The following is a 23,808-nucleotide window of genomic DNA, read 5'->3' as shown; positions in this document are numbered from 1 at the left end:
CGATGGTTGCCTCCTCCTTCCAATTTTGTAGTAGAATTAATCCTGTACATTATTAATCAAGTTTTTCTTTGTAAGTGTATATGGAATTAACTGATTCCCTCAAGAAATTGCTCAGTGAAACTGCACTTCAATTAAAAGGTGCAGCTAAAAGAAGATTCATGGCCCAAACAGTCTTAGAATTAGGCTATGGGGGACAAACCCTTGCTGCACAGGAGTTAGGCTGGAATCGAACTACTATTCGTAAAGGAATTAAAGAACTAAAAAGAGGTATTATTTGTGTTGATAATCATTCAGCTAAGGGGCGGAAAAAAGCAGAAGAACATTTACCTTTTCTATTGGAAAACATCAAAAGTTTAGTGGATTCTCAAAGCCAAACTGACCCAAGTTTTAAAAGCCAAAGGCTTTATGTGAGACTGAGTGCGGCCGAAGTCCGAAAGCAATTAATCTCTAAATATGGGTACAGTGATGAGGATTTACCGAGCGAGGAAACTATTCGGGTTAAATTAAATAACTTAGGTTATCGTCTGAAAAGAGTCGCTAAAGTTTTACCTCAAAAAAAATTCCAGAAACCGAGGCAATCTTTGAGGAATTAGCTAACATTAATCGGGAAGCGGATGAAGACCCTACGATGTTACGTCTTAGTTTGGATGCCAAAGCCCGTGTTAATATTGGACTATTTGATCGAGGAGGTAAGAATAGAATAACTGTCGAAACAAACGATCATGATTTTAATCCGAAAACAACCCTAACCCCTTACGGAATATTTATTCCAGAATTTGATGAGTTGTTTTTGTATTTCACTGCCTCCACAGTCACCAGTGACTTTATTGTTGATATATTAGAAGATTTCTGGGAGTCGGAAAAATCTCGTTTTGAGAAAATTAAAACTTTGATAATTAATCAAGATAATGGACCAGAAAATAATTCGAGACGAACTCAGTTCATGAAACGTATAGTTGAGTTTTCCCAAAAATATCAAGTTAATATACGTTTAGCTTACTATCCCCCTTACCATAGTAAATATAATCCTATTGAACGAACCTGGGCTGTGTTAGAAAACCCTTGGAATGGGAGTATTTTAGATGAAATCGAAACGGCTTTGAAATTCGCCCAAACTATGACTTGGAAAGGAAAACACCCGATTGTTAAGTTGATTACTGAAACTTATGAAAAAGGAGTAAAGCTTACTAAAAAAGCCATGGAAAAAATCGAAGAAAAAATCGAACGTCTCACAGAATCAACGAATCAAGACTTTCCCGATTTGGGACAATGGTTTATTGATATCTATTATGATAAGACCTAGTTTGTAGTTAACTAAGATGGTTAGCTAAAAACTGTCTTTGATTCTTTAACTTGTCCTTGTTATACTCGAAAAAGCTCGGAAGTATAAGAGTTTGTGCTGCCTATTTTTTCGGAAAAATAGGTTGTAATACCAAATTTCTAAATCCATGACAGACATCCACGCTCGAATGCTTGCCAAACCTTCATTCGTTGTGACGCAAATAAAGAAAAATGGTATAATGGGAGACTCTTTGTTTTCCTAGACAAAAATAATTACTTTTTCAAAAAAACACTTTTCTATTTTTTTGTTGGGTATTTTATTCTCTGGAAGTCCCTTAATTTTGCTTAGGTACTTATAGGTAAAAATTCTCAGCGTCAAGTACCAGAGAAACCAAGTATTTTAGGTTCTTCGTTACTTGGTATGGTTCAATAGGGTGGCATAAATCGACTAAATCCTTATCTGGTAAGAGATTTGATTGATTAGTTCGCTCTAGATCGAAAACAATTAACAAAAATCGCCAAATGTCTTTCTCTATGAGAGTTTCATTCCTTATAACCCTGTACGTTGCATAAGACAAACCGAAGAACCGTATTTTAGAGGTTTTGAACTGTATCGTAGGGCATAGGAGAACAGGCTTCTGTAAGGTCGCGAAAGTCTGAGGAGAGAACCACCTCTGAGTTGGATTTCGCCAGGAATCTAATTCAAGTGGACTCGTTGAGCCAGAAATTCTCAGCAGTGATGCTAGTGGGACTTAAACGATCAACAAGAGTATAATAGAGTATAATTGTTAAAGAATAAGCACTTTACGTTGAAAGATCAGCGATGAAAGAGACAACCCCAGCCGCGATGCCCCCATGCTTTGACCGATGGTGTCGGCGGTTTGACAATTGCTTCAAAAACGAAGCGCAAAAAAACGGCTTCAGACAATATTTAGGGTCTGCTGAAAAAGTTTTTCCTAGGGGCAGGGTGTAGGGTGTGGGGTGTGGTGCGATTCGTTGGCTAGAAACTAGACAGTAAGACGTTTAGAGGATTAGCCGCTTGGTAAATGTAGTACCTTGATAACTTTATAACCCTACAGGTGCGGGTTAGTAATAACCTTAGTCCTGTCCTCTAGATGCCTAGAGTGACGGCATTTCCTGCTGCTTTAGACTTGGTACATCTGAGGTAGTGAGCGAGGAAAAAAAAAGCGGTATCTGATAGCCTAAATCAGAAACCCGTTGAGCCAGAACCTATGGATAGCCCTGGGGCGAAGATACGAATTAACCATCGTCAACACCCACGAGCCAAAAGGCTGACAGGCTCGAAACAAAAGTTAACAGAGTTGGGGCTGATAGCTCATACCACTATCAGTAAGGCATTCCCGTTACTCTGTTGTGGACAGTATCATCCTAAGGGTTCAACCAATGGTTATAGGGAACGAAGTAACCCTGATTGACTCTGCCCGTTCGGGGCAGTAGGAAACCATCCGCAAGTCAATAGAGGGAGAGGATGTCCTTAAAAGCCAAGGCTTTGAGTAATATCAAAGATATGCTGACAAAGGACGGGTAACTAGGAAGTCTAAGCAACAATCAACGGTCATATACGCCCTAAAACCAACAATCTTGTCTGGTGGGGATACAGCCAAGAGGGTTGAATAGACAAGGAAATAATAATTCCCATTATTATTCTACTAATGACAGTAGCCTAGTTACTCAGGAGCCGGATACGGCGAAAGTCGTAAGTCCGGTTTTGAAGCAGGGGGTGGGAAGGCGACTTCCTGCTCTACTGTAACGGGTGTGGGGTTTTACCGATTTTGAGGGGGTCAATTACCTAATTTTCAGGGAAAAAGTCCCTGAATTTACCCCTGATCACTCCCATATCTGGTACTTTTTGAGGGGAAAAAAGTCCAAAAGTCTTATCCAACAAGGTTTTTAGATTTATTCAGCCAGCCCTATTTAGGAGGATTATTAGGGGAAAGTGAGAGGAAAAACCTCACTCAAATGGCCAATAATGCCGTCGGAGTAGTTTATAACCGATTACATCACTTTTTGACCGAATCTCCTTGGTCAGACCGTCAGGTGAATGAATGTCGGTTGCAAGTGATGAACCAATGCCGCCAGACGCAAATCCCCCGAGGATTTTCCCTGATTGTCGATGACTCAGGACATCGAAAAAGTGGCAATCTGACCGCCGGAGTTGGCAGGCAGTACCTAGGAGAAATTGGCAAGACAGACAACGGAATAGTCGCCGTCACTACTCATCTCTACGACGGCAAAAAAAGTGTCCCCCTAGACATTGAAATTTATCAACCGGCTAGTTCCTTAGCCGAGGGGAAAGAAGACAAAGAATTTAAGAAGAAACCAGAGATAGCGATAGATTTAATTGACCGGAGCTTAACCAGAGGCTATCGACCGAAAATCGTCTTAATAGATGCTGGTTATGGCAACAACACAAATTTTCTCAAAGCCCTGGAAGAAAGAAAGCTAAAATACTTAGGAGGATTGGCAAAAAATCGAAAAGTAATTATTGAAAAAGAAGGGGGTGTGGAAGAAACAATCCAGCTTGAGCAACTAGCAAAAAGCCTATCAGAAAAGGATTGGGAGAAAATCACCCTAAATCTAGATAAAGAGAAAACGGTTTGGGTAGCGGTATTCAGAGCGAAAATATCTCAACTAGAAGGAGAAAGGAACTTGGCGATCGTCATGAATGCAAGTTCAATGGAAAAAGCCACAGAGGTGGACTATTTCATCACCAATGTAGTTGAGGCAGATACAGTAACAGCTTCGTGGATAGTGAGGACTTACACCGAAAGAAATTGGGTGGAAGTATTCTACCGAGAAGCCAAAGGATGGTTAGGGTTAAGGGAATATCAAGTCAGGGATAAACGAAGCTTACTTCGTCATTTTATCCTGGTGTTTTGTGCCTATACATTTATCCTGTGGCATAAGTTAACTGGGGGATTGCAAAGGCGGTGGGCGAATCGACCTTTAAACACTTTTGTGGAAGCCTTGGAAGCTTTTCGGACAGCGATGTCTTTCCGTTTCTTTGAGTGGCTGACCGAGAATCGGGATGTGTTTGCCGCTTACAAAGCCAGTTTAGGCTTTGTTTGGGCTTGAAATTTGTTTAAGTCCCATTAGGAATTAGTAGCCTCGTGATTACCAGCGATGGCGATAAAGTGTCTAATCCCAAGCATTTTAAAAAGCATTATCGGAGACTGCGAAAGGCCCAAAAAAGCCTTTCTAGAAAACAGAAAGGGTCAAAAAATCGGGAAAAAGCAAGAATCAAAGTAGCCAAGATTCACGCTCAAATCACCGATAGTAGAAAAGACCATTTACATAAGCTAACCACTCAATTAGTTCGTGAAAACCAAACGATTGTGGTTGAGAATTTAGCCGTCAAGAATATGGTCAAAAACCCGAAATTATCTCAGGCAATATCTGATGTAAGCTGGGGAGAAATCACCCGACAATTAGCCTATAAATGCCGTTGGTATGGGAGAAATTACATCGAAATAGATAGATGGTTTCCTAGCTCTAAAAGGTGTAGTAATTGCGGGTATATTGCCCTTGAAAATGCCGTTAAATGTTCGAGAATGGGACTGTCCAGACTGTGGGACTCACCATGACCGAGATATTAACGCTAAGCTAAAACGCACTTAAACCACCTAAAATAGAAATAGTAATTTTAGAAAAATCCTACTTATGCCAGCCAAAGATTTCCTAGACTTAGAAGAAAAGAAAAACTTACAAAAAGCTCTTAAAGAAGAAGAAAGAGCAGAGGTTAGGGAAAGAATTTTAATGTTTCTCTTGCTAAACGACGGAAAAACTCAACGAGAAATAGCTGACTTTATTGGCTGTTCACTCAAAACGGTCGCCCCTTGGTGTGTTCACGGCGATCCTAACAATTTAGAAAGTCTAGAAGATGGGAGAAAAAATGGAAATCATAAAAAAGCCACAGAGGAATATATTAATTTACTATTAAAAATAGTTGATGAAGACCCGAAGGAATTTGGATATGAATTCGGGAGATGGACAGCGGCAAGATTAGCAGAGCATCTAGAAAAGGAAACAGGAATTAAACTGAGTGGCTCGCAAGTGAGAAGAATATTGAGAAGAAAAAAGTATGTGTATATCTGGGCGAAATATAGTCTAGAAGATAAGCAAGACAAGAAATTAAGAAAAGCATTTAAAGAAAAATTAGATGAATATTTAAGGTTGGCTAAAGAAAAGCCAGAGTCAATCCAGGTATGGTTTTGGGACGGGGCTTTCAAGGTGGCGACGCAGGTTCGCCACACAGCCCCTCATGAGTGTGGATTTAGTTTGAGAGTAATAAGAAGGAGAGCTTGGACAAAAAAAGGAAAGCGAAAAAAAGTGAATGGACAAAGAAAAAGAGGAAGGGTGAATGTGATGGGAGCCTTAAGATATAATGACAAAAAACGAGTCTGTTTTATGATCAAAAAAGGAAATTCAGAAACTTTCCATGAACAATTAAAGAAACTTCATGAAGAGATTCGTCAAGAATGGATAAACTTGGGAAATCTGCCCGAAGATTTTCGAGAAAAAGGACCGAAAATTATCATCATATTAGACAATGCTAGTTATCACAAAAAGAAAGATGTTATTGAGCAGGTGGAAAAAGAGTTGCCCAATATTAGGCTAGAGTTTTTACCAGCTTATAGTCCAGATTACAACCTAATAGAATTAGTATGGCATTCCGCTAAAGAATACATAGCTAATCGAGAATTTGAAAATAAAGAAGAACTGGAAAAAGTAGTCAATCAGCTTTTAAATGAAGGGGGATTGATTATTAAATGGAGTAGAAAACTTAAAAATAAGGGTAATGCTGTCAATGTAACTTAAATGCGTAAAAGCTTAGTAAAAATATTTTGGCCGCAGGGCTTGCGGTGTCAGTCTGTAGAGCGACCATAAGACCAGAACAGAGTAAATCTGTTAAGGCAGGTGCGAAAAATCCTTCGGGAAAGAAGCAGAAACCTAAATCGTGAGGTTTGGGAATCACCGTCCGTTTCACGGCGGCGAGGATGTCAAGTCAAGACTAAAAGTTTTTCTAGTTAGGGTTTGCGGCAAAAAGTTTTTCCTGGGGGCAGGGTGTGGGGTGTGGGGTGTTAGGGTGTTAGGGTGTTAGGGTGTTAGGGTTTTATAGCGGTTCTCACACCTGTGTGGCACACTTAAACCTTTGCTAATTAAGCTTTTCAACATCGATAGTGTACCTCTTGCGAACAGGAAACGCTATAGTTGAAATTCCCCATTCCCCCATTTCCCCATTTCCCCATTTCCCCACTTCCCTACTTCCCCACTTCCCCACACCTTTGAAACAGGATTTAGTATTAGTGGTAACAGCAGCTACCCAATTTTTTTTGGTATTTGCTATGCTGATTGTTAACAATTTGTAATCTTTGGGAAATTTCCTCAATACTGCATGGTCGTTTCTGCTACAATTCCACCCCTAGCTCAAGATACCCTCGCCCTGAAAGCGGTGTGGGCAAATGTCGGCTATGATAGTTGTCCCTACCATTACAATTTCCATCTTCATACCCATTGTTCCGATGGTCAAATGAGTCCCCAAGACTTGATGAGACAAGCGTTAGACATCGGACTAAAAGGATTAGCAATTACTGATCATCACTCGATCGAAGGTTATCGACAAGCCCAAATTTGGCTAGAAAATGAGCATTTAAAGGGTTCTCTACCCCATCTCTGGACAGGGGTAGAAATTACGGCGAATCTCTTAGAGACAGAAGTGCATATTCTTGGCTATGGTTTCGATCCTACTCATACCGTTTTGACTCCCTATCTGCAAAGAGCCAAACCGGAAGGAGATCTAGCTTTGGCCTCTAGAGTCATTAACAGTTTACAGCAAGCGGGGGCCTTAGTGGTTCTCGCCCATCCCTTTCGTTACCATCGCCCCGCAGCCGATTTAGTAGCGGCGGCGGTAGAATTGGGTATTGATGGTATTGAGGCCTTTTATGCCTACGGCAATCCCAAACCCTGGCTACCGAGTCAACGGGAAACCGAACAAGCTCTCGCTCTTAGTCGTCAATATCAATTATTTGCCACCTGTAGCACCGATTCCCACGGTAAATCTTTATTACAGCGCATTTAGCCTGATCCCGGGATTAACTGTAAAATAACTAAATTGACTAAACTCGCTCCCTTCTCGATCGAGTGTTAGTTTTTTATGGCCAAAAACAGGGAAGTGGGGAAGTGGGGAAGTGGGGAAGTGGGGAAATGGGGAAATGGGGAAATGGGGAAATGGGGGAATGGGGAAATGGGGAATTTCAACTAAAACCCTAACACCCTAACACCCTAAAACCCTAACACCTATTCGCCACCTGTAGCACCGATTCCCACGGTAAATCTTTATTACAGCGCATTTAGCCTGATCCCGGGATTAACTGTAAAATAACTAAATTGACTAAACTCGCTCCCTTCTCGATCGAGTGTTAGTTTTTTATGGCCAAAAACAGGGAAGTGGGGAAGTGGGGAAGTGGGGAAATGGGGAAATGGGGAAATGGGGAATTTCAACTAAAACCCTAACACCCTAACACCCTAAAACCCTAACACCTATTCGCCACCTGTAGCACCGATTCCCACGGTAAATCTTTATTACAGCGCATTTAGCCTGATCCCGGGATTAACTGTAAAATAACTAAATTGACTAAACTCGCTCCCTTCTCGATCGAGTGTTAGTTTTTTATGGCCAAAAACAGGGAAGTGGGGAAGTGGGGAAGTGGGGAAATGGGGAAATGGGGAAATGGGGAAATGGGGGAATGGGGAATTTCAACTAAAACCCTAACACCCTAACACCCTAAAACCCTAACACCCTAACACCCTAACACCCCAACACCCCAACACCCCAACACCCCAACACCCTGAATGAAAGATTTATTCCTTTACACTTGCTGGTTAATTCCCATTTATGGCTTAATTGGTTCGATTTTAACCTTGCCTTGGTCTTTAGGCATTATTAGTCGCACCGGTCCGCGGCCGGCCGCTTATATTAACCTATTGATGACCGTATTAGGGTTAATACACGGAACGATCGCTTTTAATCAAATTTGGCATCGAGAGACGATTAAACTGACTTTTGAATGGGTAAAAGTGGCCGATCTTAGTTTATCCCTTTCGATCGAACTTTCTCCCGTCAGTTTGGGGACGCTGGAAGTGATTACCCTCGTCAGTCTCTTGGCCCAAATCTATGCCCTTGGCTACATGGAAAAGGATTGGTCTTTGGCGAGATTTTATGGCTTAATGGGCTTTTTTGAGGCAGCTTTGGGGGGAATTGCCCTGAGTGACTCCCTACTATTCAGTTACGCTTTCCTAGAGATGTTAACGGTCTCTACCTATCTCCTCGTCGGTTTTTGGTATGCCCAACCTTTGGTAGTAACCGCGGCCCGAGATGCCTTTTTAACCAAGCGCGTCGGCGATATTATTTTATTGATGGGTTTGGTGGCTCTGTCCAGTTACGGAGAAGGATTGAGTTTTTCTCAGTTAGAAAATTGGGCAGTAAATAACCCTGTACCGCCTCTGACGGCGACTTTGTTAGGATTAGCCCTTATTGCTGGTCCAACGGGTAAATGCGCCCAATTTCCCCTGAATTTGTGGCTAGATGAGGCGATGGAGGGACCAAATCCAGCCGGAATCATGCGGAATTCGATCGTGGTTTCGGCGGGGGCCTATGTTTTAATTAAGCTGCAGCCGGTGTTTACCCTATCTCCGATCGCTGCCAATGTTTTAATAGTGTTGGGGACAATGACGGCAATTGGTACTTCTCTGATGGCCTTATCCCAAATTGATATTAAACGGGTTTTATGCCACTCCACCAGTGCCTATCTCGGTTTGGTCTTTATTGCGGTGGGATTAGGTCATGTGGATATCGCTTTACTAATTTTATTCTCCCATGCGATTGCAAAAGCTTTATTGTTTATGAGCGCAGGAGCCTTAATTCTCACCACCAGTAACCAGAATATCACGGAAATGGGGGGAATTTGGGCAAGAATGCCGGCTACAACCACGGCCTTTTTAGGAGGTTCCGCGGGGATGACGGTTTTAATGCCCCTGGGGATGTTTTGGACATTAAAACGGTGGTTAAGTGGTGAATGGGCGATTCCTTGGTGGTTATTAGCGGTTTTAATCTTTGTTAATTGTCTTAGCATCGTCAATCTCACGCGGGTCTTTCGTTTAGTCTTTTTGGGACAAACCCAAAGTAAGACCCATCGCACCCCGGAAGTGGCTTGGCCGATGGCTTTGCCCATGGTATCGTTGATTTTAATCGTTTTATTGGCCCCGATTATTCCCCTACGTTGGGATTTTTGGCTATCTTTCACCAATCCTCTCGTTAATAACCAGAGTTTTACTATTGTCTGGGGTTTTCCCTTACTGATGGCCTCTGGAGTAATTGGCCTAGTTATCGGGTTAATGGTAGAGTTAAGACGAGCTTGGGCGAGACCAACTGGGTTAATCCTGCGATTCTTGCAAGATTTGTTCGCTTATGACTTCTATCTTGATCGCATCTATCAGTTTACCGTGGTTTTAGCGGTGGGAAGCCTGTCAAAAATTACCGCTTGGCTCGATCGTTATATTATTGATGGTCTGGTTAATTTGGTCAGTTTAGCGACGATTTTTAGCGGCAGTGCCTTAAAGTATAATGTTTCTGGTCAATCACAGTTTTATGTTTTGACTATTCTTTTGGGAATAGGGGGATTAATCTGGCTCTTATTAAACGGTCAATGGTCATTGATAACTGATTATTGGTCATCCCTTTTGACTCATTGAACCTCTGTGTATCGCTCCCTAGTCTTCCGGTCGCGGACTAGGGAGGGAAAGCAGCGGGATGAATCTGCTCGGGGGGGACAGACGGTTAAAATCGGTCTTAGCTTAAAACCCCACACCCTGCCCGCGGGAAAAACTTTTTCAGCAAGCCCTATTTGTGTTATAATTGGTTGGTCAAAAATGCTGGTGTAGCTCAGTGGTAGAGCAGCTGATTTGTAATCAGCCGGTCGCGGGTTCAAATCCCATCACCAGCTTTAATCTCTCACTCCCAATCGAACTTTAAAAAACCTACTTCCCACTTCCCACTTCCCACTTTCAAACCGAAGACCCCTGAACGGAAATTTAAACCAGACAAAACCATTCTAGGGACTGGGGTTCGCAACTGTGGCACACTAGAGAGTAGAACTGAATTGACGGTAAGGTCTTGACTAATCAAATTACCCCTTTCGACCCCCTTCACAACCACGACGAGACGGGACATGACCACGAGTCAAAAGGGACTCCCCACGTCCATAGCGAAGCTTCCCTGAAGCAAATTATTAACCGTCTCTCGCGCATCGAAGGACATATTCGCGGCATCAAGACGATGGTATCGGAAAATCGTCCCTGTCCCGAAGTTTTGATGCAAATTGCCGCTATTCGCGGGGCGATTGATCGCGTCGCCAGAATGATCCTCGACGAACATCTGAGCGAATGTATTGCCCGGGCTGCCCAGGAAGGTAGTATCGAGACAGAAATTGAAGAATTAAAGGCCGCCTTGGATCGCTTTTTACCCTAGATTGTGCTATAATGAGAAGTTGGCATTTTTTAGGCAGAGAGCGATTACAGGAGGTGAATTAGGTTAATGACCCAAGTGGTAGTTGGTCAGAACGAGGCGATCGAATCAGCCCTGCGTCGTTTTAAGCGACAGGTAGCGAAAGCGGGAATTTATGCGGATATCAAAAAGCATCAATTTTTTGAAACCCCTCAAGAAAAGAGAAAGCGTAAAGCAGTAGCCCGGAGACGACAAAGAACCCGTCGTCGTTAAAACTCCCCAAGTCAGAAGCCGCTCGCAAGCTTCTGGCTTGCTTTTATTTTAACCTAGTGGTGGGGGTTGGGTTTTAGGGGTGTGGGAAGTGGGGTGTGGGGTTGGGGGATGGGGAGATAGGGAGAAAAAAGCTGATTACTGATCACTGATCACTGATAACTGACTCCTGAAGGCTTTTTCGCTTAAGATAAAGTTTAGCCCTCGATCGAGTTCTAGTGTTTTCATGGTATTACAACTGCGGGTCTACGTTCCCGAACATCCTCTGGTTAAGCATTGGCTGGCGGTCGCCCGCGATCAAAATACCCCCTCGGTACTGTTTAAAACAGCGATGACGGAACTAGGGCGCTGGTTAACCTACGAAGCGGCGCGGCAATGGTTGCCGACCCTGGAAACTAGCGTTAAAACCCCTCTAGCGGAATGTGCCGCTACTTTTATCGATCCTAGCGTACCGATCGCCGTAGTTCCGATTTTAAGGGCAGGATTAGCCCTGTTGGAAGGGGCCCAAAGCCTTTTACCCCTAGCTAGTACCTATCACCTCGGTTTGGCCAGAAATGAGGAAACCCTGGAGGTGAGTTGTTATTTAAATAAATTACCGGCCAGTTTTGATCCGGCCACGAGAGTCTTAATTCTCGAACCGATGTTAGCCACGGGGGGATCAATTTCCATGGCAATGGCAGAAATTACCGGCAGAGGCGTTGATCCTACCCTGATTCGCCTGATTTCCGTGGTGGCTGCCCCGCCAGCTTTACAGAAATTGAGTCAAAATTATCCCAGCTTGAACATCTATACGGCTATTATCGATGAAGGATTAAATAGCGGCGGTTACATCGTGCCGGGATTGGGCGATGCCGGCGATCGAGCTTTTGGAACCTATTAGGAGAAAAAGGGATTATGAGTCAGCGAGATGGGTTTACGGGCGGTTTTTTAGCCGGTGCGATTGTCGGTGGTTTAGTGGGCGGTGTTTTGGGGACAGTGTTGGCTAATCGCGGCCGTCGCGGTTTAGCAGATGGGGATAATCAAGCTTTTTTGGAGGAGAGCCGCAATGGGCGCTTGACTCCAGAGGAAGGCATGGAAGTGGCCCGCCGCAGTTTAGAAGATAAAATTGCCCAGTTAAATCTAGCGATCGATGATGTGCGTCAACAGTTAGGAGCGGTACAGGAAAACGGTAGCGATCATTAAATAGGGCTGGCTGAATAAATCTAAAAACCTTGTTGGATAATATCTTAAGAATAATGTGTTGACAATTAGGCAGAGCCTTGCAACCAGGAAAAACAATCATCGCTTATACCATTTTTCTAAATTCCTGACAGACATAGAGCTTCTAAAATCCAAGACCATCCCGTCAAATACCCGATCGTGTCATTGGATAGAGAATTTAAAAGATGGTAAAGTTTACTTCTTAAGTTATCAAGGGAGTTAAAATTGCCCCAGGCCAATAGGTTTTTCAAATATAGCCAAACTCTCTCAATTGGATTTACTTCTGGACAATAGGGAGGTTGATAAAATAGGATAATATTATCAGGTATTTCTAGGTCGGTCGCCGTATGTGCGGGAGCATTATCTAATTGAATAATATGTAATTCCTCAGAAAAAGCTTGAGAAAAAAGCGTTAAATATTGATTAAAACATTCCCCATCTAAATGAGAAAATTCATAGAAAAAACTGCTACCTGTTCGAGGTTCTATTAAACCATAGAGCCAGAGATATTGAAAATTATACTGAAAATTACCAAGGGGCTTTATGCCTTTAATTGTTATTTTATCTCTGACAATGGTATGACAGCCGAAGCGACTTTCATCTTGACACCAGAAGCGGACTTTTAAATATTGACTAACTTTTTCAGATTCCTTTTCTAGTAAAGCTTGTAGCTGTTCAGATAGATTATTTTGGAATATTTTTACTTCTCCTGGTAATTGTTTTAAATTTTGAGGTCGAGCCACTTTTAATTTAGCTTGTAATTCATTTCTTACGAGACGGTAAACAGTTATATAACTGGTGGGTATTTCTAAAATAATTGATACCCAAAAATGAATTTCTTTATAACTTTGAAATCCTTCTGGGTCTTTTAATTCATTCTGAATTAGAGCGGCTTCTTCCACTGAAATCTTTTTGGGTCTTCCCAGTTTTTCTGGTTCTGACAAGAGATTTTCTATCCCTCCTTCTCGATAACAACTTAACCAGCGATGAATAGTTCTTTCTGAGCGTCCTATTAACACGGCGAGATGACGAACCGTTTCTACCTCCTTAATTTTTAGTAGATACAGGGATTGTACTTTAGCAAAGTTTAAAGAGGTTACTTGTTGCTTCAACAAGGATTTTAAGTCTTCTACTGACTCAGCAACATTAATATTAGGGACTCCACTCATTGCCTTTTTACCACACAAACTATACCTTTACCAAGTATGACATACTTTTTGAAAAATGGTATTAGACTTGATCGCACAAAAACAACGAAATCTAAAACCGTAATTTTCCGTTAGAATTAGCAGTAATCAAACACCACGCTTGCGGGAGCTATGGTTAACCTCACCTATAACAAAAATCGCCCTCTTCCCAGCGCCGAAGACTTGCCCTCTTCCGACGAAACTCCAGTGGATAATCAGTTACAGAATGATATTCCCAACCTTGTATATTGAGAGAGGTGGTAGACCGTCCCAACCTTGGTCGGAAAAGACCGCTTCGTAGCAAGGGTCACCACCATAATCTCCCTGACAAAACTCGAACAGTCGCCGGGGTCGTGGCGAAAACAATCAATTGTTAAGCTAAGAGACCGTATCGGGCAAGGATGAGTAAAATCAAGGGGATGCTCTCCAAAATAACCATCAATTCTGCTTGCTTTAGTTAGGTTCAATCAGGGAAAATATCTCTCAATGGGTAGGCATTGACATTAGTAAAGCGACCCTAGATGTTTACCTTCGTCCCCTCGGTAAAGCGATGAAAGTTGCTAACACAAAGGAGGACATATCTAAACTGGTCGAAACCCTAAAATCCTACACTGTCAACCTCATCGTTCTGGAAGCGACAGGAGGTTGAGAAACTGAACTGGTGATTCAATTACAAGAAGCGGATTTACCTGTAGCCTTAATTAATCCCCGTCAAGGAAGAGACTTTGCCAAAGCTACTGGTAAATTAGCCAAAACCGATGCCATTGACGCTCAAATCTTAGCTCATTTTGGCGAGGCAATGCAACCGCAAATATTAGCGGTTGAGTCGGAAGAATCTCGTCAATTGGGCGACTTAATTAGGGTCTGCTGAAAAAGTTTTTCCTGGGGGCAGGGTGTGGGGTGTGGGGTGTGGGGTGTGGGGTTTTACCGGTTTTGAGGTGGCCAATTACCTAATTTTCAGGGAAAAAGTCCCGGAATTTTCCCCCTGATCACTCCCATGCCGGGTACTTTTTGATTGACAAAAAGTCTAAAAGTCTTACCCAACAAGGTTTTTAGATTTATTCAGCCAACCCTAATTAGTCGTCGCCGGCAACTTGTCGAGATGCGGACTGCCGAAAAAAACCGACGGGAACGCGCTCGCGGTAAAGCTTTGGTCGATATCGAAGCCCATCTTGAGTATCTCGATAACTGCCTCGAAAAACTCAATCAAGAAATTGAGGAATTGACCCAAGCTAACCAACAATGGCTCGAGAAAGTTAATTTACTCAAAACCGTGCCGGGGATTGGTCAAGTAATTTCTACTACTCTCGTCTCCGACTTACCAGAACTCGGTCAATTAACCGCCAAACAAATCTCTCGCTTAGTCGGTGTCGCACCGATTAATCCTGATAGTGGTCAACATAAAGGTAAGCGAATGATTCAGGGAGGTCGCGCTCAGATTCGGGCGACTCTTTACATGGGAGCGGTGGTAGCTATGGGTCATAATCCGGTGATTAAAACCTTTTACGAACGCCTAGTCGGACGAGGTAAATCAAAAAAACTGGCTCTGACTGCTTGTGTGCGGAAAATCTTAGTTATTCTTAATGCAATGGTTCGCCAAAATCAGCCTTGGCAGCTTGCTGACAATTTACCACCTTGTTCCTAGAGATTCACACTTTTTGTTATCTCTGATCAAGGGTTGCGCTTGCTTTGGTTTAACCTGAGCGACTTAGTTTTTGCTGCGCTTTTTTCTGGCTTGAGATTTTAGGTTCGACAGCAACTCCTTGATTGTTTTTTGAGTTACCCCTTGACAATCAAGACAGTCGCTACTGCTAAGTTTATTAGCCTTAATTTGGACCAGTCGAGATGATTGGTATTTTGGGGTAGATATGGCTGTCTATTATAATCCAGAGGAATCAGCTTTTGTACCCGATGGTTTCTTGTCCCTTGGAGTCAACCATGATACGGGAGAAAGAGGTCGGTTAAGCTATGTTTTGTGGCAAGAAAAGTATATCTTGCCGATTTTGTTTTTAGAGGTAATTTCCGAGAAGTATAATAGTGAGTAAGTACCTAAGCAAAATTAATTACACATCTAAGCCACTACTCCGTCAGACTTCTGGTGTGAGGAAACAGTGAACTGAAAACTCAAATCCGATCCCTAATAGCTGTCTCCCGTCTCCCGTCTCGGAGTCTCCCGTCTCGGAGTCTCCTGTCTCGGAGTCTCGGAGTCTCGGAGTCTCGGAGTCTCGACTAGGAAATTAATTTTGCACGACTACTTAGGGTTTGCTGAAAAAGCTTTTCCTGGGGGCAGGGTGTGGGGTGTGGGGTGTGGGGTGTGGGGTTTTATCGATTTTCAGGTGGTCAACTACCTAATTTTCAGGGAAAAAGTCCAGGAATTTTCCCCCCGATCCCCGCAATGGCTGGCACTTTTTGAGGGGAAAAAAGTCCAAAAGTCTTATGCAACAAGGTTTTTAGATTTATTCAGCAGACCCTACTTATCCATAAAGGGTGTCTTTTTCCTTTATCTTTCCGAAAGTCCTTGACTTGTTTTAGTTTTTCTATTAAGCTCAACATATATTTAAAAAGTTGGCGGTCACTTATCATTTTACCTGACAGTGATCGCTTTTACTTTTGATATTCTGATGGGAGAATGAAACAGCCCTAGGGGTTTGGGGGGTAGAACCCCCCAAAAGCTTGGATTGAGTAATAAAATCGGAAGTAATGCCCAATTTTAGCCGAGAGTTTCCAAGTAAAAATCCCAATTGGTAGATTGACAAAAATGAGATGCACCCTTACCTCCTGCCTTTTGCCTTTGTTAGCCTATTCTTTTTTGTCGCTACCCGGAAAAGCTCGACCTTGAATATTTTCTAAAGCTGAAACTGCCGCCCTGGAACCGGCGATAATATCTCGTTCTTCTCCCCCTAAATATAAGCGGCCAAAACTGCCCACGGAAGTAACGTGTAGGATATTAATTAAAGCAGCTTTTTCGGCCTGATTAGCGGCCAGGGAAGCGTAGGCGGCCGGTTGCACTTCTAGAACGTATAAAGTCTGTCCCGCCATTAACATCATACCCCGAGAACTACGGTTAATTAATTGGGCTTGGTAAGCGTCAATGTTGCGAATAATTTGGCTAGAGACAATTTGCGGTTTCAGACAATCGCGCTGACTAACGCCTAAATACTGCAAAATTGCCTGACCGGCCGCCCTGACCTCTCCCTGACTGCTAGAATGGAGTTCTAAGAGTCCGTAGAGTCGTTCTACGAATAGAACCCCCGGACGAACCACGGCGGATTTGAGGGCAATATCGGTGATGCGATTAATCTCGATGCCGGGGGAAATTTCAATCCAGAGGGAAGCATCCCCGGGTAAGGGTAAAAATCCTTGGGCGACTGTACCGATGTAAGCGGCGTGTTGAAGCTGTAAATTGTCAAGATAAACGTAACTGCGAAGTTCTACACCCAAGCTAATTTCTCCCTCTCTGGTCTATCTTAAAAGTTATGGGGACAGTGATAGGTTCTGCCGCCCTATCGATCGCCTTGAGGCTACAGTTAGACCTAAAATGTCTTTAAGTCCCGTTTCTGTCCTCTGGCAAATCCCCATTCCAGCCCCGGAGCGACGATTAATCAATCCTTAATTAGGGCTTAGGCATTACCATCTTTCACTATAGTATAGAATTAGTGGCCTTTAAATTTGCCTGATAGAAAGGGTAAAAAACTATAATTATGGGGACAAACTCAGGGAAAAACCAGCATGACGATTCTTTTAGGGGGAGATATCGGGGGAACTAAAACAATCCTGCGTTTAGTGGATTGCCAAAACTCATCGGATAGTCCCCAACCCCGGCTAATTACTCTCGATCAAGAAATTTATCCTAGTAAACAATACCCCGATCTGGTGCCGATCGTCCAGCAGTTTTTAGCCCGACAAACCACTATTCCCCCAGTGGAAAAAGCTTGTTTCGGTATTGCCGGTCCAGTGGTTAACAATAGTTCCGAATTGACTAATTTAAGTTGGTCTCTAACTGGCGACCGCCTAAGCCACGAGCTGCAGATTGAGCGGGTAAAATTAATTAATGATTTTGCGGCGATCGGTTATGGGGTGTTAGGATTAGCCCCAGAGGAGCTGCACAATCTACAGTCGGCCCCAACAGTACCAGAGGCCCCGATTGCGGTTATCGGTGCGGGGACGGGGTTAGGAGAGGGTTTTTTGATTCCTGTGTCGAAGGGTAAATATCAGGTGTTTGCTAGTGAGGGTTCCCACGCCGATTTTGCCCCTCGATCGAGTTTAGAATATCAACTATTAAATTATCTCTTGGAACTCTATAATATCGAGCGCCTTTCGGTGGAGCGAGTGGTTTCTGGTCCTGGAATCACTTCTATCTATCGATTTCTCCACGATAGTAACTCTAGTCAGTCATCGCCAGCCATGGCGGAAATTTACCGCACTTGGTTAGCAGAAATGGGTAAACCACAAAAAACCGTGGATTTAGCGGCTAAAATTGCCAGTTTTGCCCAAGATGACTCGGATGATCTCTGTTATCAAACCATGAAAATCTTTGTCGAGGCCTACGGTGCGGAAGCGGGCAATTTAGCCCTCAAGTTGCTTCCCTACGGAGGATTATACATAGCGGGGGGGATTGCGGCCAAAAATCTTCCCCTAATGACTGAGGGGAGCTTTATGAAGGCTTTTCGGGCTAAAGGTCGGATGAGGGAGCTATTAAGCAATATTCCCGTCCATATCGTCCTTAATGCCCAAGTGGGACTAATGGGGGCAGTTTCCTGCGCTAGTCAGCTATGAGGGAGGGTTGACTGGATTTTACCAACAGCAGCAGCGATTGAGGTAAGCGATCAAAAAAATGTTCTCCATGACGGTTTTCCTGCCCTTGGCTGTGCTTGGGCGGGCTTAGATGTTATTTTTGGGGTTTATCGACAAAAGCGGCTAGAAAGCCTAAAAAATGCCGATCAACAGCTAGAAAAAGCCCTACTGTCCTGTCAAGAAAAAATGTTAAATTGCGACCGGGCCAGTTTTGCCGACAAACTGCACTGGCGCGGTGATGGAAAACAGCCTAGGGCAGTTGCTCTGGCTGGGGGGTCAATGCTATGATTAGGGAGACTTTTGCGGGTATAGTTCAGTGGTAGAACGTCACCTTCCCAAGGTGAATGTCGCGCGTTCGAGTCGCGTTACCCGCTTCTGACGACAATTGATTTGACATACCCCACGCCGTAAACGGACGTGGATTCTTCTCGCATCACTGCTGTGAATTTCTGGCTCAACGAGTCCACTTGAATTAGATTCCTGGCGAAATCCAACTCAGAGGTGGTTCTCTCCTCAGACTTTCGCGACCTTACAGAAGCCTGTTCTCCTATGCCCTACGATACAGTTCAAAACCTCTAAAATACGGTTCTTCGGTTTGTCTTATGCAACGTACAGGGTTATAAGGAATGAAACTCTCATAGAGAAAGACATTTGGCGATTTTTGTTAATTGTTTTCGATCTAGAGCGAACTAATCAATCAAATCTCTTACCAGATAAGGATTTAGTCGATTTATGCCACCCTATTGAACCATACCAAGTAACGAAGAACCTAAAATACTTGGTTTCTCTGGTACTTGACGCTGAGAATTTTTACCTATAAGTACCTAAGCAAAATTAATTACACATATCTAACCACCTCTTGCCTCTTGCCTCTTGCCTCTTGCCTATCTTCACTAGGAAATTAATTTTGCACGACTACTTAGGGTTTGCTGAATAAATCTAAAAACCTTGTTGGATAAGGCTTTTAGACTTTTTTTCCCTGAAAAAGTGCCTACCATTGGAGTGATTGGGGGGAAAATTTAGGGATTTTTTCCCTGAAAATTAGGTAATTGACCACCTGAAAATGGGTAAAACCCCACACCCCACACCCCACACCCCACACCCTGCCCCCACGAAAAACTTTTTCAGCAGCCCCTACTTATTGTCCTTGAGTAAAAAATGCAAGTTGTAGCCGTGCAAAGTATAGCTTACCTGTGACCACAAATACTTCCTTGACCGCTTCAAATCACACAAGTCTTTAGATAAGGGCTGTACGATAACCCAAGTAGATTACATTGTTGAGATTGCGTTATTCTTCTAGTAGTTGGGTAGGGTGCGTTAGGCAATCCCTTGTTTTTAGGGCAGAAATCAAGCTCTGAATAAGCTTAGACGCACTTACATTGCACTTTAATATCCTGGAACGCCTTGTAGATAGGGATACGAGTAGGAAACTTAAATGCGTCTAAGCTTATGGCGTTGTCAGATCAGAACCCACATTCCGCACCCTAAGTGTCACAACGTCTCAAAAGAGGAAGGGGCGTGAGTCAAAATACTTATCTAGAGGAGTGAGTTGGCGGCAAGCTGCCGGCAACTAAGCCGAAAATTTCAGAGTTCCCCCGGTCATTCTCAATAAACAGTGCTTGTTGAGAATGACTAGGCAATCAGACTTAACATCTAGGGGGAGATGTTCCAGTTGCTCGCTTTGTTTTGTCACCCCTTGAAGTCAATCCATCTGGTCAAGATAAGAGATAATATTCCTGGCAAGGTTTGGGAAAAAATCTCAAAATGTTGCGCCTCTCATCCGTTAAGTTGCTAATCTTTTGATTGTCTTGAATACGGACGAGATGAATCCCTTGAAAGCACTGAAATATCCAGCGTAACGTCGGTCGGTCAGTTAACTTACCCAACGGATTTTTCAGTCCCGTCTCCTGCTGTTTTAAACTTAAACGAAGTTGTCTTTGACCAATAGTATAAACCAGCAGGCACAAGCCCATGAGCATGGCCATGACCTCGATTCTATGGGGAGATTTGAGAAAGACACTGTGGGCAAAAAAGCAGGGGTCTTTGAGAAAAGAAAATCCTCTTTCCGGAGCTTGTTGCCCTTTATATTTTTTGAGTATATCCTCACTGCTTAATCGTTGTTTCTCCAAATCGTTAGTTGCTAAAACGAATCGTCCTGCTCGTTTCTTTAGCCTCTCAATGGCGGTCAAATTCAACTCTAATTCGGCTTGAACTTGATAGCTTTGAGAGGGTAAATCGTCTTTTGATTTGAGTTTTGACCCCTGGGACTCAGGCGGAATGAGATTGACTTTAATCTCCGTTAACTGATGAGATTTTAAGGAGTCAGATAATCCTTTGGCTATCGCCAACGCCACCGCTCTATTCTCAAATTCTCTTCGGGATAGTTGCCGGATTTTTTCTTGGGCAGAATTCTTTTCCTGCTCGATTTTTTTCTCTAATTTTTTCAAGTCTGATTCTTGTCTAGCTTGACTTTCAACTAGCAACCATCTTTGTTCTATCCCCCCATAGTTAGAGATGGTTTCCCGCCAGGAATAACCCGGTATTTCTGAATCGGTTAACTCTTTTTCTGAGATGCTATCAACCAACTCTTGAGCCTCTTTAATGCTTAATGGTACTCGAGACAACCAACGCATTTCTTTCATTAGTTTTAAATTCTCTTTGCTATAGAGGGCGCTATCGCCGACTATTAAACTGTCAAAGTCAACTTGTTTTTTAAATTCTCGGGCGATTTGACCAAAAACCGCTTTGTCCGCTTCATTTCCGTCCCCTACTTTCAGGAATAAAGGTACATCTCCATCCCCACTTACGATTAAGTCAATCATAAATTGTTTTAAGTCAGGTCTTCGGTCGCGGGAGTATCCGTAGGTAATTTTTATTGGCTGTTGTCTGGTTTCAATTTCTTCTCCCACTGCTCCTGATTTCAGGATTTCTACTGTTGGGTATTCCTTTTTATATTCTCCTTCTACTGATAGAGAAGTCGAATCTAAATGGGAGTTCTCGGTTGCTACACCAAATTTTTTCACGGCGGCTAAACTGATGAGTAGGAAAATACCCGAAACATCCAGTTGATAAAGTTTGTCCATTACTCGACCAATTTTATCATCATTCAAGTGCTTGGGTTCGATGCCCTCTCCCAGCAGATGTTCGGTTGCTTTATCTTCAAAAAATTGAGGAAATAAATACAAGGCTCGGGAGACAAATCCCAATCCATTCAGGATAATTGCTTTCACTACTTGCCCCGCTGTGACAATTTCTCCTCGCTCAATTGAGACTTGTTCGTTGATAATTTCAACGATTCCTATTTCATCGATAATTCCGGCTACTAATCCCAGATGGTCTAGATTTTTGACTTCAATTTCTGTTGATTGATTCATGGTCGAACAGTCCACTCGCCTCAGTTTTCCAACAATTCCTATTTTTTCATAATTAGGGGTCTCAAGACCCCCCTAGCGGCCACCGAGAAAACCTTCACCAGCTAGGTATTTTTACTCAAGTCTCTGGAGGGGGACAGCTTACACCATTTTTCTTTATTCGCGTCACAACGAACACCGGCTTGGCAAGCATTCGAGCGTGGATGTCTGTCATGGATTTAGAAATTTGGTATTATGTGACAGTTGAGGGTGCGGAATGTGGGTCAGAATATGAAAGATGCAATGCAATCCTTGCTATCAAAGTAATTTCAGTTCCAAGCTGATTCGGATCATCTTTCAATTTGACAACGCCCCCTACTGAGGAGCATTTCACTTTCTTTTCATTGCATTAACTTGACATTTAATCTGGCCCAGGTTATTAAGTGTAATGGAGTGCGTAGTCTACGCACTTTGCCCTAATAAAAAGTAACAAAGGGAGCATCTCACCTTTGCAATGAGCATAAATACTTAGTGGAAAAATAGGCTTTTCGAGGGTAATTCTTGTTTTAATTCTCCATGTACGCAGTCTTTAAAAGCCTCTATTTCGTTCCAAGACACGATTAAGAGTGGCTTTTAGGCTAAGTATAATTACTTATCGCGTAAGTGAGATGCTCCCGTAACAAACGACTTAAAATGATCACCAACATTTCTAGACAACTAGCCACTGGCACTGTTGCTATCGCGGCCAGTGTTGCCGCTCTCAGCTTTGCCGGTGCTGCCCAAGCAGCGAGTATGATAGCCGTAGGGGGGAATGCAACGGCCGGTTCGTGGGGAACTACCAACCCGACCCTCACTCCTGGAACGACCACCGGATTGGTTGGGACTCCTACGGGCGAATTTGCGGGTCTGGGCTTCGCGGCCGTTAGCGTTTTGAAGGCTATTACCCTTATCGGCACCCCCCCTATGACACCAATACCAGTCAGCCACACGTTTACGAATCCTAGTCCCATAATTGGTTTTGCTAGCATAAATGTGGGCGGTGGTATGACAGTTGCTATCACTCCTACAATCTCTACGGGTGTCTATAATTAGACCTCTTGCATAATTTTTTTATGGTATAATATAAGGTTTTGCTTTTTTCTCAATTCTTAGATTGAAGTGGAAAAAAGAATAAAATGTGATCTTAGGTCAGGAAATCATCTATAATTTTGCTATGTTTATTAGCAAAATTATGGATTATCAAAACTTATCAGATGAACAATTCAAACGCCGTTTCGGTGTGTATAAACAAACATATAGAAAGATGGTAGAATCAGTAAAAAGTGTTGAAGCCGACTCTAATTCACCATCTAAAAGGGGACCGAAACCTAAACTATCTATAGAAGAACAAGTTTTAGTAACGTTAGAATATTGGCGAGAATATAGAACATATTTTCACATTGGTACAAGCTGGGAACTATCAGAATCAACTATATGTCGGATTGTAAATAAGACGGAAAAAATGCTTTTACAATCGGGAAACTTCCGTTTAAAAGGAAAAAAAGCTTTACTCAATCAAGCAGAGATACCGGTCATAACGGTAATGGATGTAACGGAAACTCCCATTGAACGCCCCCAAAAGAAACAGAAAGATTTTTTTTCGGGTAAAAGAGGTTATCATACTTTAAAATCCCAATTAGTAGCTGATCAAAATACAAAGGAAATTATCTGTGTCTTTTGTGGGAAAGGTAGAGGTCATGATTTTAGTTTATTTAAAAAAAGTCGAGTTCGTTTTCATCCTTTAACTACCAGCATAGAAGACAGTGGTTATCAGGGAATAGCTGCATACCATAGTAATAGTTATACACCGAAAAAGAAATCGAAAAATAGAAAATTAACAGAGTTAGAAAAAGAGTATAACAAGGCTTTAGCCAAAGAAAGGATTATCATTGAACCTATAAATAGGAAACTCAAAATCTTTAAAATCTTATCCTGTAAATATCGGAATCGTCGTCGAAGATATAGTTTAAGAGTTAACTTGTTGGCGGCTATTTATAACGGTGAGTTAGGGATAGGTATAGCAGCTTCTTAAAAGTTGCCTAAAGATTAATCAAGTCAAGGAGAATTTATTCTCAATTTTTATAATTGAGATAGTTTGTGCCGCTTAAATAAAGAGGTTTTGATAACCAAATTAAAGCAGCTCTAAAGAGTTTTGAGTTAAAAG

General features: G+C 42.7%; 20 protein-coding genes, 2 tRNA genes and 7 pseudogenes. 25 read left to right on the top strand and 4 right to left on the bottom strand.

Features of this window, described 5'->3' with window-relative positions; translation table 11 throughout:
• The first annotated feature begins 80 nt into the window (after positions 1 to 80).
• Positions 81 to 1,303, top strand: a protein-coding gene (locus tag MAE_RS29500) for an ISAzo13-like element ISMae28 family transposase (protein WP_125730310.1) whose coding sequence is annotated in 2 segments (ribosomal slippage) — positions 81 to 561 and positions 561 to 1,303 — 1,224 coding nt in all. Because the reading frame shifts where the segments join, the coding sequence is not laid out codon by codon here.
• A 331-nt stretch (positions 1,304 to 1,634) separates the two neighbouring features.
• Here the strand turns inward: MAE_RS29500 and MAE_RS29490 are convergent.
• Positions 1,635 to 1,793 (bottom strand): hypothetical protein, encoded by a 159-nt coding sequence (locus MAE_RS29490; RefSeq protein WP_231859771.1) that lies wholly within the window; start codon positions 1,791 to 1,793, stop codon positions 1,635 to 1,637.
• A 311-nt stretch (positions 1,794 to 2,104) separates the two neighbouring features.
• On the opposite strand from MAE_RS29490, the gene MAE_RS33360 reads away from it, so the two are divergent.
• The 14 genes and pseudogenes from MAE_RS33360 to MAE_RS11895 all read left to right on the top strand — a co-directional run bounded on the left by MAE_RS33360 (position 2,105) and on the right by MAE_RS11895 (position 12,256).
• On the top strand, positions 2,105 to 2,254 hold the full coding sequence (locus tag MAE_RS33360; RefSeq protein WP_012263821.1) for a hypothetical protein: 150 nt from the start codon (positions 2,105 to 2,107) through the stop codon (positions 2,252 to 2,254).
• A gap of 887 nt (positions 2,255 to 3,141) precedes the next feature.
• A complete protein-coding gene (locus MAE_RS11950; RefSeq protein WP_080506973.1) occupies positions 3,142 to 4,377 on the top strand; it encodes an IS701 family transposase in 1,236 nt (411 codons plus the stop codon).
• An 11-nt stretch (positions 4,378 to 4,388) separates the two neighbouring features.
• Positions 4,389 to 4,920, top strand: a pseudogene (locus MAE_RS11945) (RNA-guided endonuclease TnpB family protein); the annotation flags it as partial.
• 42 nt (positions 4,921 to 4,962) lie between these two features.
• Positions 4,963 to 6,120: an IS630-like element ISMae23 family transposase gene (locus MAE_RS11940; protein ID WP_012265805.1), complete on the top strand. Its 1,158-nt coding sequence runs from the start codon at positions 4,963 to 4,965 to the stop codon at positions 6,118 to 6,120.
• Positions 6,121 to 6,134: 14 nt separating this feature from the next.
• A pseudogene (locus MAE_RS36415) lies at positions 6,135 to 6,263 on the top strand (RNA-guided endonuclease TnpB family protein); the annotation flags it as partial.
• Positions 6,260 to 6,403, top strand: coding sequence for a hypothetical protein (locus tag MAE_RS33355; RefSeq protein ID WP_158303520.1), 144 nt, complete (start codon positions 6,260 to 6,262; stop codon positions 6,401 to 6,403). The pseudogene MAE_RS36415 and the gene MAE_RS33355, both read left to right, overlap by 4 nt.
• 294 nt (positions 6,404 to 6,697) lie before the next feature.
• Positions 6,698 to 7,381, top strand: coding sequence for a PHP domain-containing protein (locus tag MAE_RS11930; protein WP_004162466.1), 684 nt, complete (start codon positions 6,698 to 6,700; stop codon positions 7,379 to 7,381).
• A 62-nt stretch (positions 7,382 to 7,443) separates the two neighbouring features.
• On the top strand, positions 7,444 to 7,572 hold the full coding sequence (locus tag MAE_RS35720; RefSeq protein ID WP_269453987.1) for a hypothetical protein: 129 nt from the start codon (positions 7,444 to 7,446) through the stop codon (positions 7,570 to 7,572).
• A 582-nt stretch (positions 7,573 to 8,154) separates the two neighbouring features.
• Complete coding sequence (locus MAE_RS11925) at positions 8,155 to 10,053, top strand: NAD(P)H-quinone oxidoreductase subunit F (protein WP_004162467.1); 1,899 nt, start codon at positions 8,155 to 8,157, stop codon at positions 10,051 to 10,053.
• A 179-nt stretch (positions 10,054 to 10,232) separates the two neighbouring features.
• Positions 10,233 to 10,304 (top strand) — tRNA-Thr (locus MAE_RS11915).
• A 170-nt stretch (positions 10,305 to 10,474) separates the two neighbouring features.
• Positions 10,475 to 10,828 carry a metal-sensing transcriptional repressor gene (locus MAE_RS11910; protein ID WP_002781887.1) on the top strand — a complete coding sequence of 118 codons (354 nt, stop codon included), beginning with the start codon at positions 10,475 to 10,477 and terminating at the stop codon, positions 10,826 to 10,828.
• A 66-nt stretch (positions 10,829 to 10,894) separates the two neighbouring features.
• Complete coding sequence (gene rpsU, locus MAE_RS11905) at positions 10,895 to 11,077, top strand: 30S ribosomal protein S21 (protein ID WP_002738938.1); 183 nt, start codon at positions 10,895 to 10,897, stop codon at positions 11,075 to 11,077.
• Positions 11,078 to 11,300: 223 nt separating this feature from the next.
• Positions 11,301 to 11,954: a uracil phosphoribosyltransferase gene (gene upp, locus MAE_RS11900; RefSeq protein WP_012265802.1), complete on the top strand. Its 654-nt coding sequence runs from the start codon at positions 11,301 to 11,303 to the stop codon at positions 11,952 to 11,954.
• Between the two features lie 14 nt (positions 11,955 to 11,968).
• Positions 11,969 to 12,256, top strand: coding sequence for a hypothetical protein (locus tag MAE_RS11895; RefSeq protein WP_002798884.1), 288 nt, complete (start codon positions 11,969 to 11,971; stop codon positions 12,254 to 12,256).
• Between the two features lie 116 nt (positions 12,257 to 12,372).
• Here the strand turns inward: MAE_RS11895 and MAE_RS11890 are convergent, their stop codons facing one another.
• Positions 12,373 to 13,443 (bottom strand): IS630-like element ISMae27 family transposase, encoded by a 1,071-nt coding sequence (locus tag MAE_RS11890; protein ID WP_012265278.1) that lies wholly within the window; start codon positions 13,441 to 13,443, stop codon positions 12,373 to 12,375.
• Positions 13,444 to 13,593: 150 nt separating this feature from the next.
• On the opposite strand from MAE_RS11890, the pseudogene MAE_RS32105 reads away from it, so the two are divergent.
• From MAE_RS32105 to MAE_RS36075, 5 pseudogenes are all read left to right on the top strand, one after another.
• A pseudogene (locus tag MAE_RS32105) lies at positions 13,594 to 13,707 on the top strand (Uma2 family endonuclease); the annotation flags it as partial.
• Positions 13,708 to 13,927: 220 nt separating this feature from the next.
• Positions 13,928 to 14,314: pseudogene (locus MAE_RS36410) on the top strand (IS110 family transposase); the annotation flags it as partial.
• A 219-nt stretch (positions 14,315 to 14,533) separates the two neighbouring features.
• Positions 14,534 to 15,106, top strand: a pseudogene (locus MAE_RS34335) (IS110 family transposase); the annotation flags it as partial.
• 157 nt (positions 15,107 to 15,263) lie between these two features.
• Positions 15,264 to 15,503, top strand: a pseudogene (locus MAE_RS29470) (Uma2 family endonuclease); the annotation flags it as partial.
• Positions 15,504 to 15,752: 249 nt separating this feature from the next.
• A pseudogene (locus tag MAE_RS36075) lies at positions 15,753 to 15,932 on the top strand (hypothetical protein); the annotation flags it as partial.
• Positions 15,933 to 16,260: 328 nt separating this feature from the next.
• Here MAE_RS36075 and MAE_RS11870 read toward each other — a convergent pair.
• Positions 16,261 to 16,902, bottom strand: coding sequence for a hypothetical protein (locus MAE_RS11870; protein WP_002766539.1), 642 nt, complete (start codon positions 16,900 to 16,902; stop codon positions 16,261 to 16,263).
• 288 nt (positions 16,903 to 17,190) lie between these two features.
• Between MAE_RS11870 and MAE_RS11865 the strand changes: the two genes are divergently transcribed.
• From MAE_RS11865 to MAE_RS29460, 3 genes are all read left to right on the top strand, one after another.
• Entirely contained in the window at positions 17,191 to 18,237 is a 1,047-nt protein-coding gene (locus MAE_RS11865) for a glucokinase (protein ID WP_012265795.1), read from the top strand.
• Between the two features lie 320 nt (positions 18,238 to 18,557).
• Positions 18,558 to 18,629: transfer RNA gene (locus MAE_RS11860), tRNA-Gly, on the top strand.
• Between the two features lie 287 nt (positions 18,630 to 18,916).
• Positions 18,917 to 19,075 (top strand): hypothetical protein, encoded by a 159-nt coding sequence (locus MAE_RS29460; RefSeq protein ID WP_231859771.1) that lies wholly within the window; start codon positions 18,917 to 18,919, stop codon positions 19,073 to 19,075.
• Positions 19,076 to 19,970: 895 nt separating this feature from the next.
• On the opposite strand, the gene MAE_RS11855 is transcribed toward MAE_RS29460, so the two are convergent.
• Entirely contained in the window at positions 19,971 to 21,629 is a 1,659-nt protein-coding gene (locus MAE_RS11855; protein WP_012265792.1) for an IS1634 family transposase, read from the bottom strand.
• Positions 21,630 to 22,298: 669 nt separating this feature from the next.
• Between MAE_RS11855 and MAE_RS34945 the strand changes: the two genes are divergently transcribed.
• The gene (locus tag MAE_RS34945) at positions 22,299 to 22,697 is read left to right on the top strand and encodes a hypothetical protein (RefSeq protein WP_050766291.1); all 399 of its coding nucleotides are present in this window, start codon (positions 22,299 to 22,301) and stop codon (positions 22,695 to 22,697) included.
• Between the two features lie 121 nt (positions 22,698 to 22,818).
• Positions 22,819 to 23,676: an IS5-like element ISMae4 family transposase gene (locus MAE_RS11845; protein WP_041804711.1), complete on the top strand. Its 858-nt coding sequence runs from the start codon at positions 22,819 to 22,821 to the stop codon at positions 23,674 to 23,676.
• The last annotated feature ends 132 nt before the right edge of the window (positions 23,677 to 23,808 follow it).

Source organism: Microcystis aeruginosa NIES-843, assembly GCF_000010625.1.
GTDB lineage: Bacteria > Cyanobacteriota > Cyanobacteriia > Cyanobacteriales > Microcystaceae > Microcystis > Microcystis aeruginosa.
Note: the sequence above shows the minus strand (reverse complement) of the source record. Positions and strands in the feature narration are given on the sequence as shown.

What these genes read in the sequence shown, in the direction of transcription:
- MAE_RS33360 (WP_012263821.1), top strand. Translation starts at nt 2,105, where the DNA reads ATGAAAGAGACAACCCCAGCCGCGATGCCCCCATGCTTTGACCGATGG.
- MAE_RS11940 (WP_012265805.1), top strand. Translation starts at nt 4,963, where the DNA reads ATGCCAGCCAAAGATTTCCTAGACTTAGAAGAAAAGAAAAACTTACAA.
- MAE_RS11930 (WP_004162466.1), top strand. Translation starts at nt 6,698, where the DNA reads ATGGTCGTTTCTGCTACAATTCCACCCCTAGCTCAAGATACCCTCGCC.
- MAE_RS11925 (WP_004162467.1), top strand. Translation starts at nt 8,155, where the DNA reads ATGAAAGATTTATTCCTTTACACTTGCTGGTTAATTCCCATTTATGGC.
- rpsU (WP_002738938.1), top strand. Translation starts at nt 10,895, where the DNA reads ATGACCCAAGTGGTAGTTGGTCAGAACGAGGCGATCGAATCAGCCCTG.
- upp (WP_012265802.1), top strand. Translation starts at nt 11,301, where the DNA reads ATGGTATTACAACTGCGGGTCTACGTTCCCGAACATCCTCTGGTTAAG.
- MAE_RS11895 (WP_002798884.1), top strand. Translation starts at nt 11,969, where the DNA reads ATGAGTCAGCGAGATGGGTTTACGGGCGGTTTTTTAGCCGGTGCGATT.
- MAE_RS11890 (WP_012265278.1), bottom strand. Translation starts at nt 13,443, where the DNA reads ATGAGTGGAGTCCCTAATATTAATGTTGCTGAGTCAGTAGAAGACTTA.
- MAE_RS11865 (WP_012265795.1), top strand. Translation starts at nt 17,191, where the DNA reads ATGACGATTCTTTTAGGGGGAGATATCGGGGGAACTAAAACAATCCTG.
- MAE_RS11855 (WP_012265792.1), bottom strand. Translation starts at nt 21,629, where the DNA reads ATGAATCAATCAACAGAAATTGAAGTCAAAAATCTAGACCATCTGGGA.
- MAE_RS34945 (WP_050766291.1), top strand. Translation starts at nt 22,299, where the DNA reads ATGATCACCAACATTTCTAGACAACTAGCCACTGGCACTGTTGCTATC.
- MAE_RS11845 (WP_041804711.1), top strand. Translation starts at nt 22,819, where the DNA reads ATGTTTATTAGCAAAATTATGGATTATCAAAACTTATCAGATGAACAA.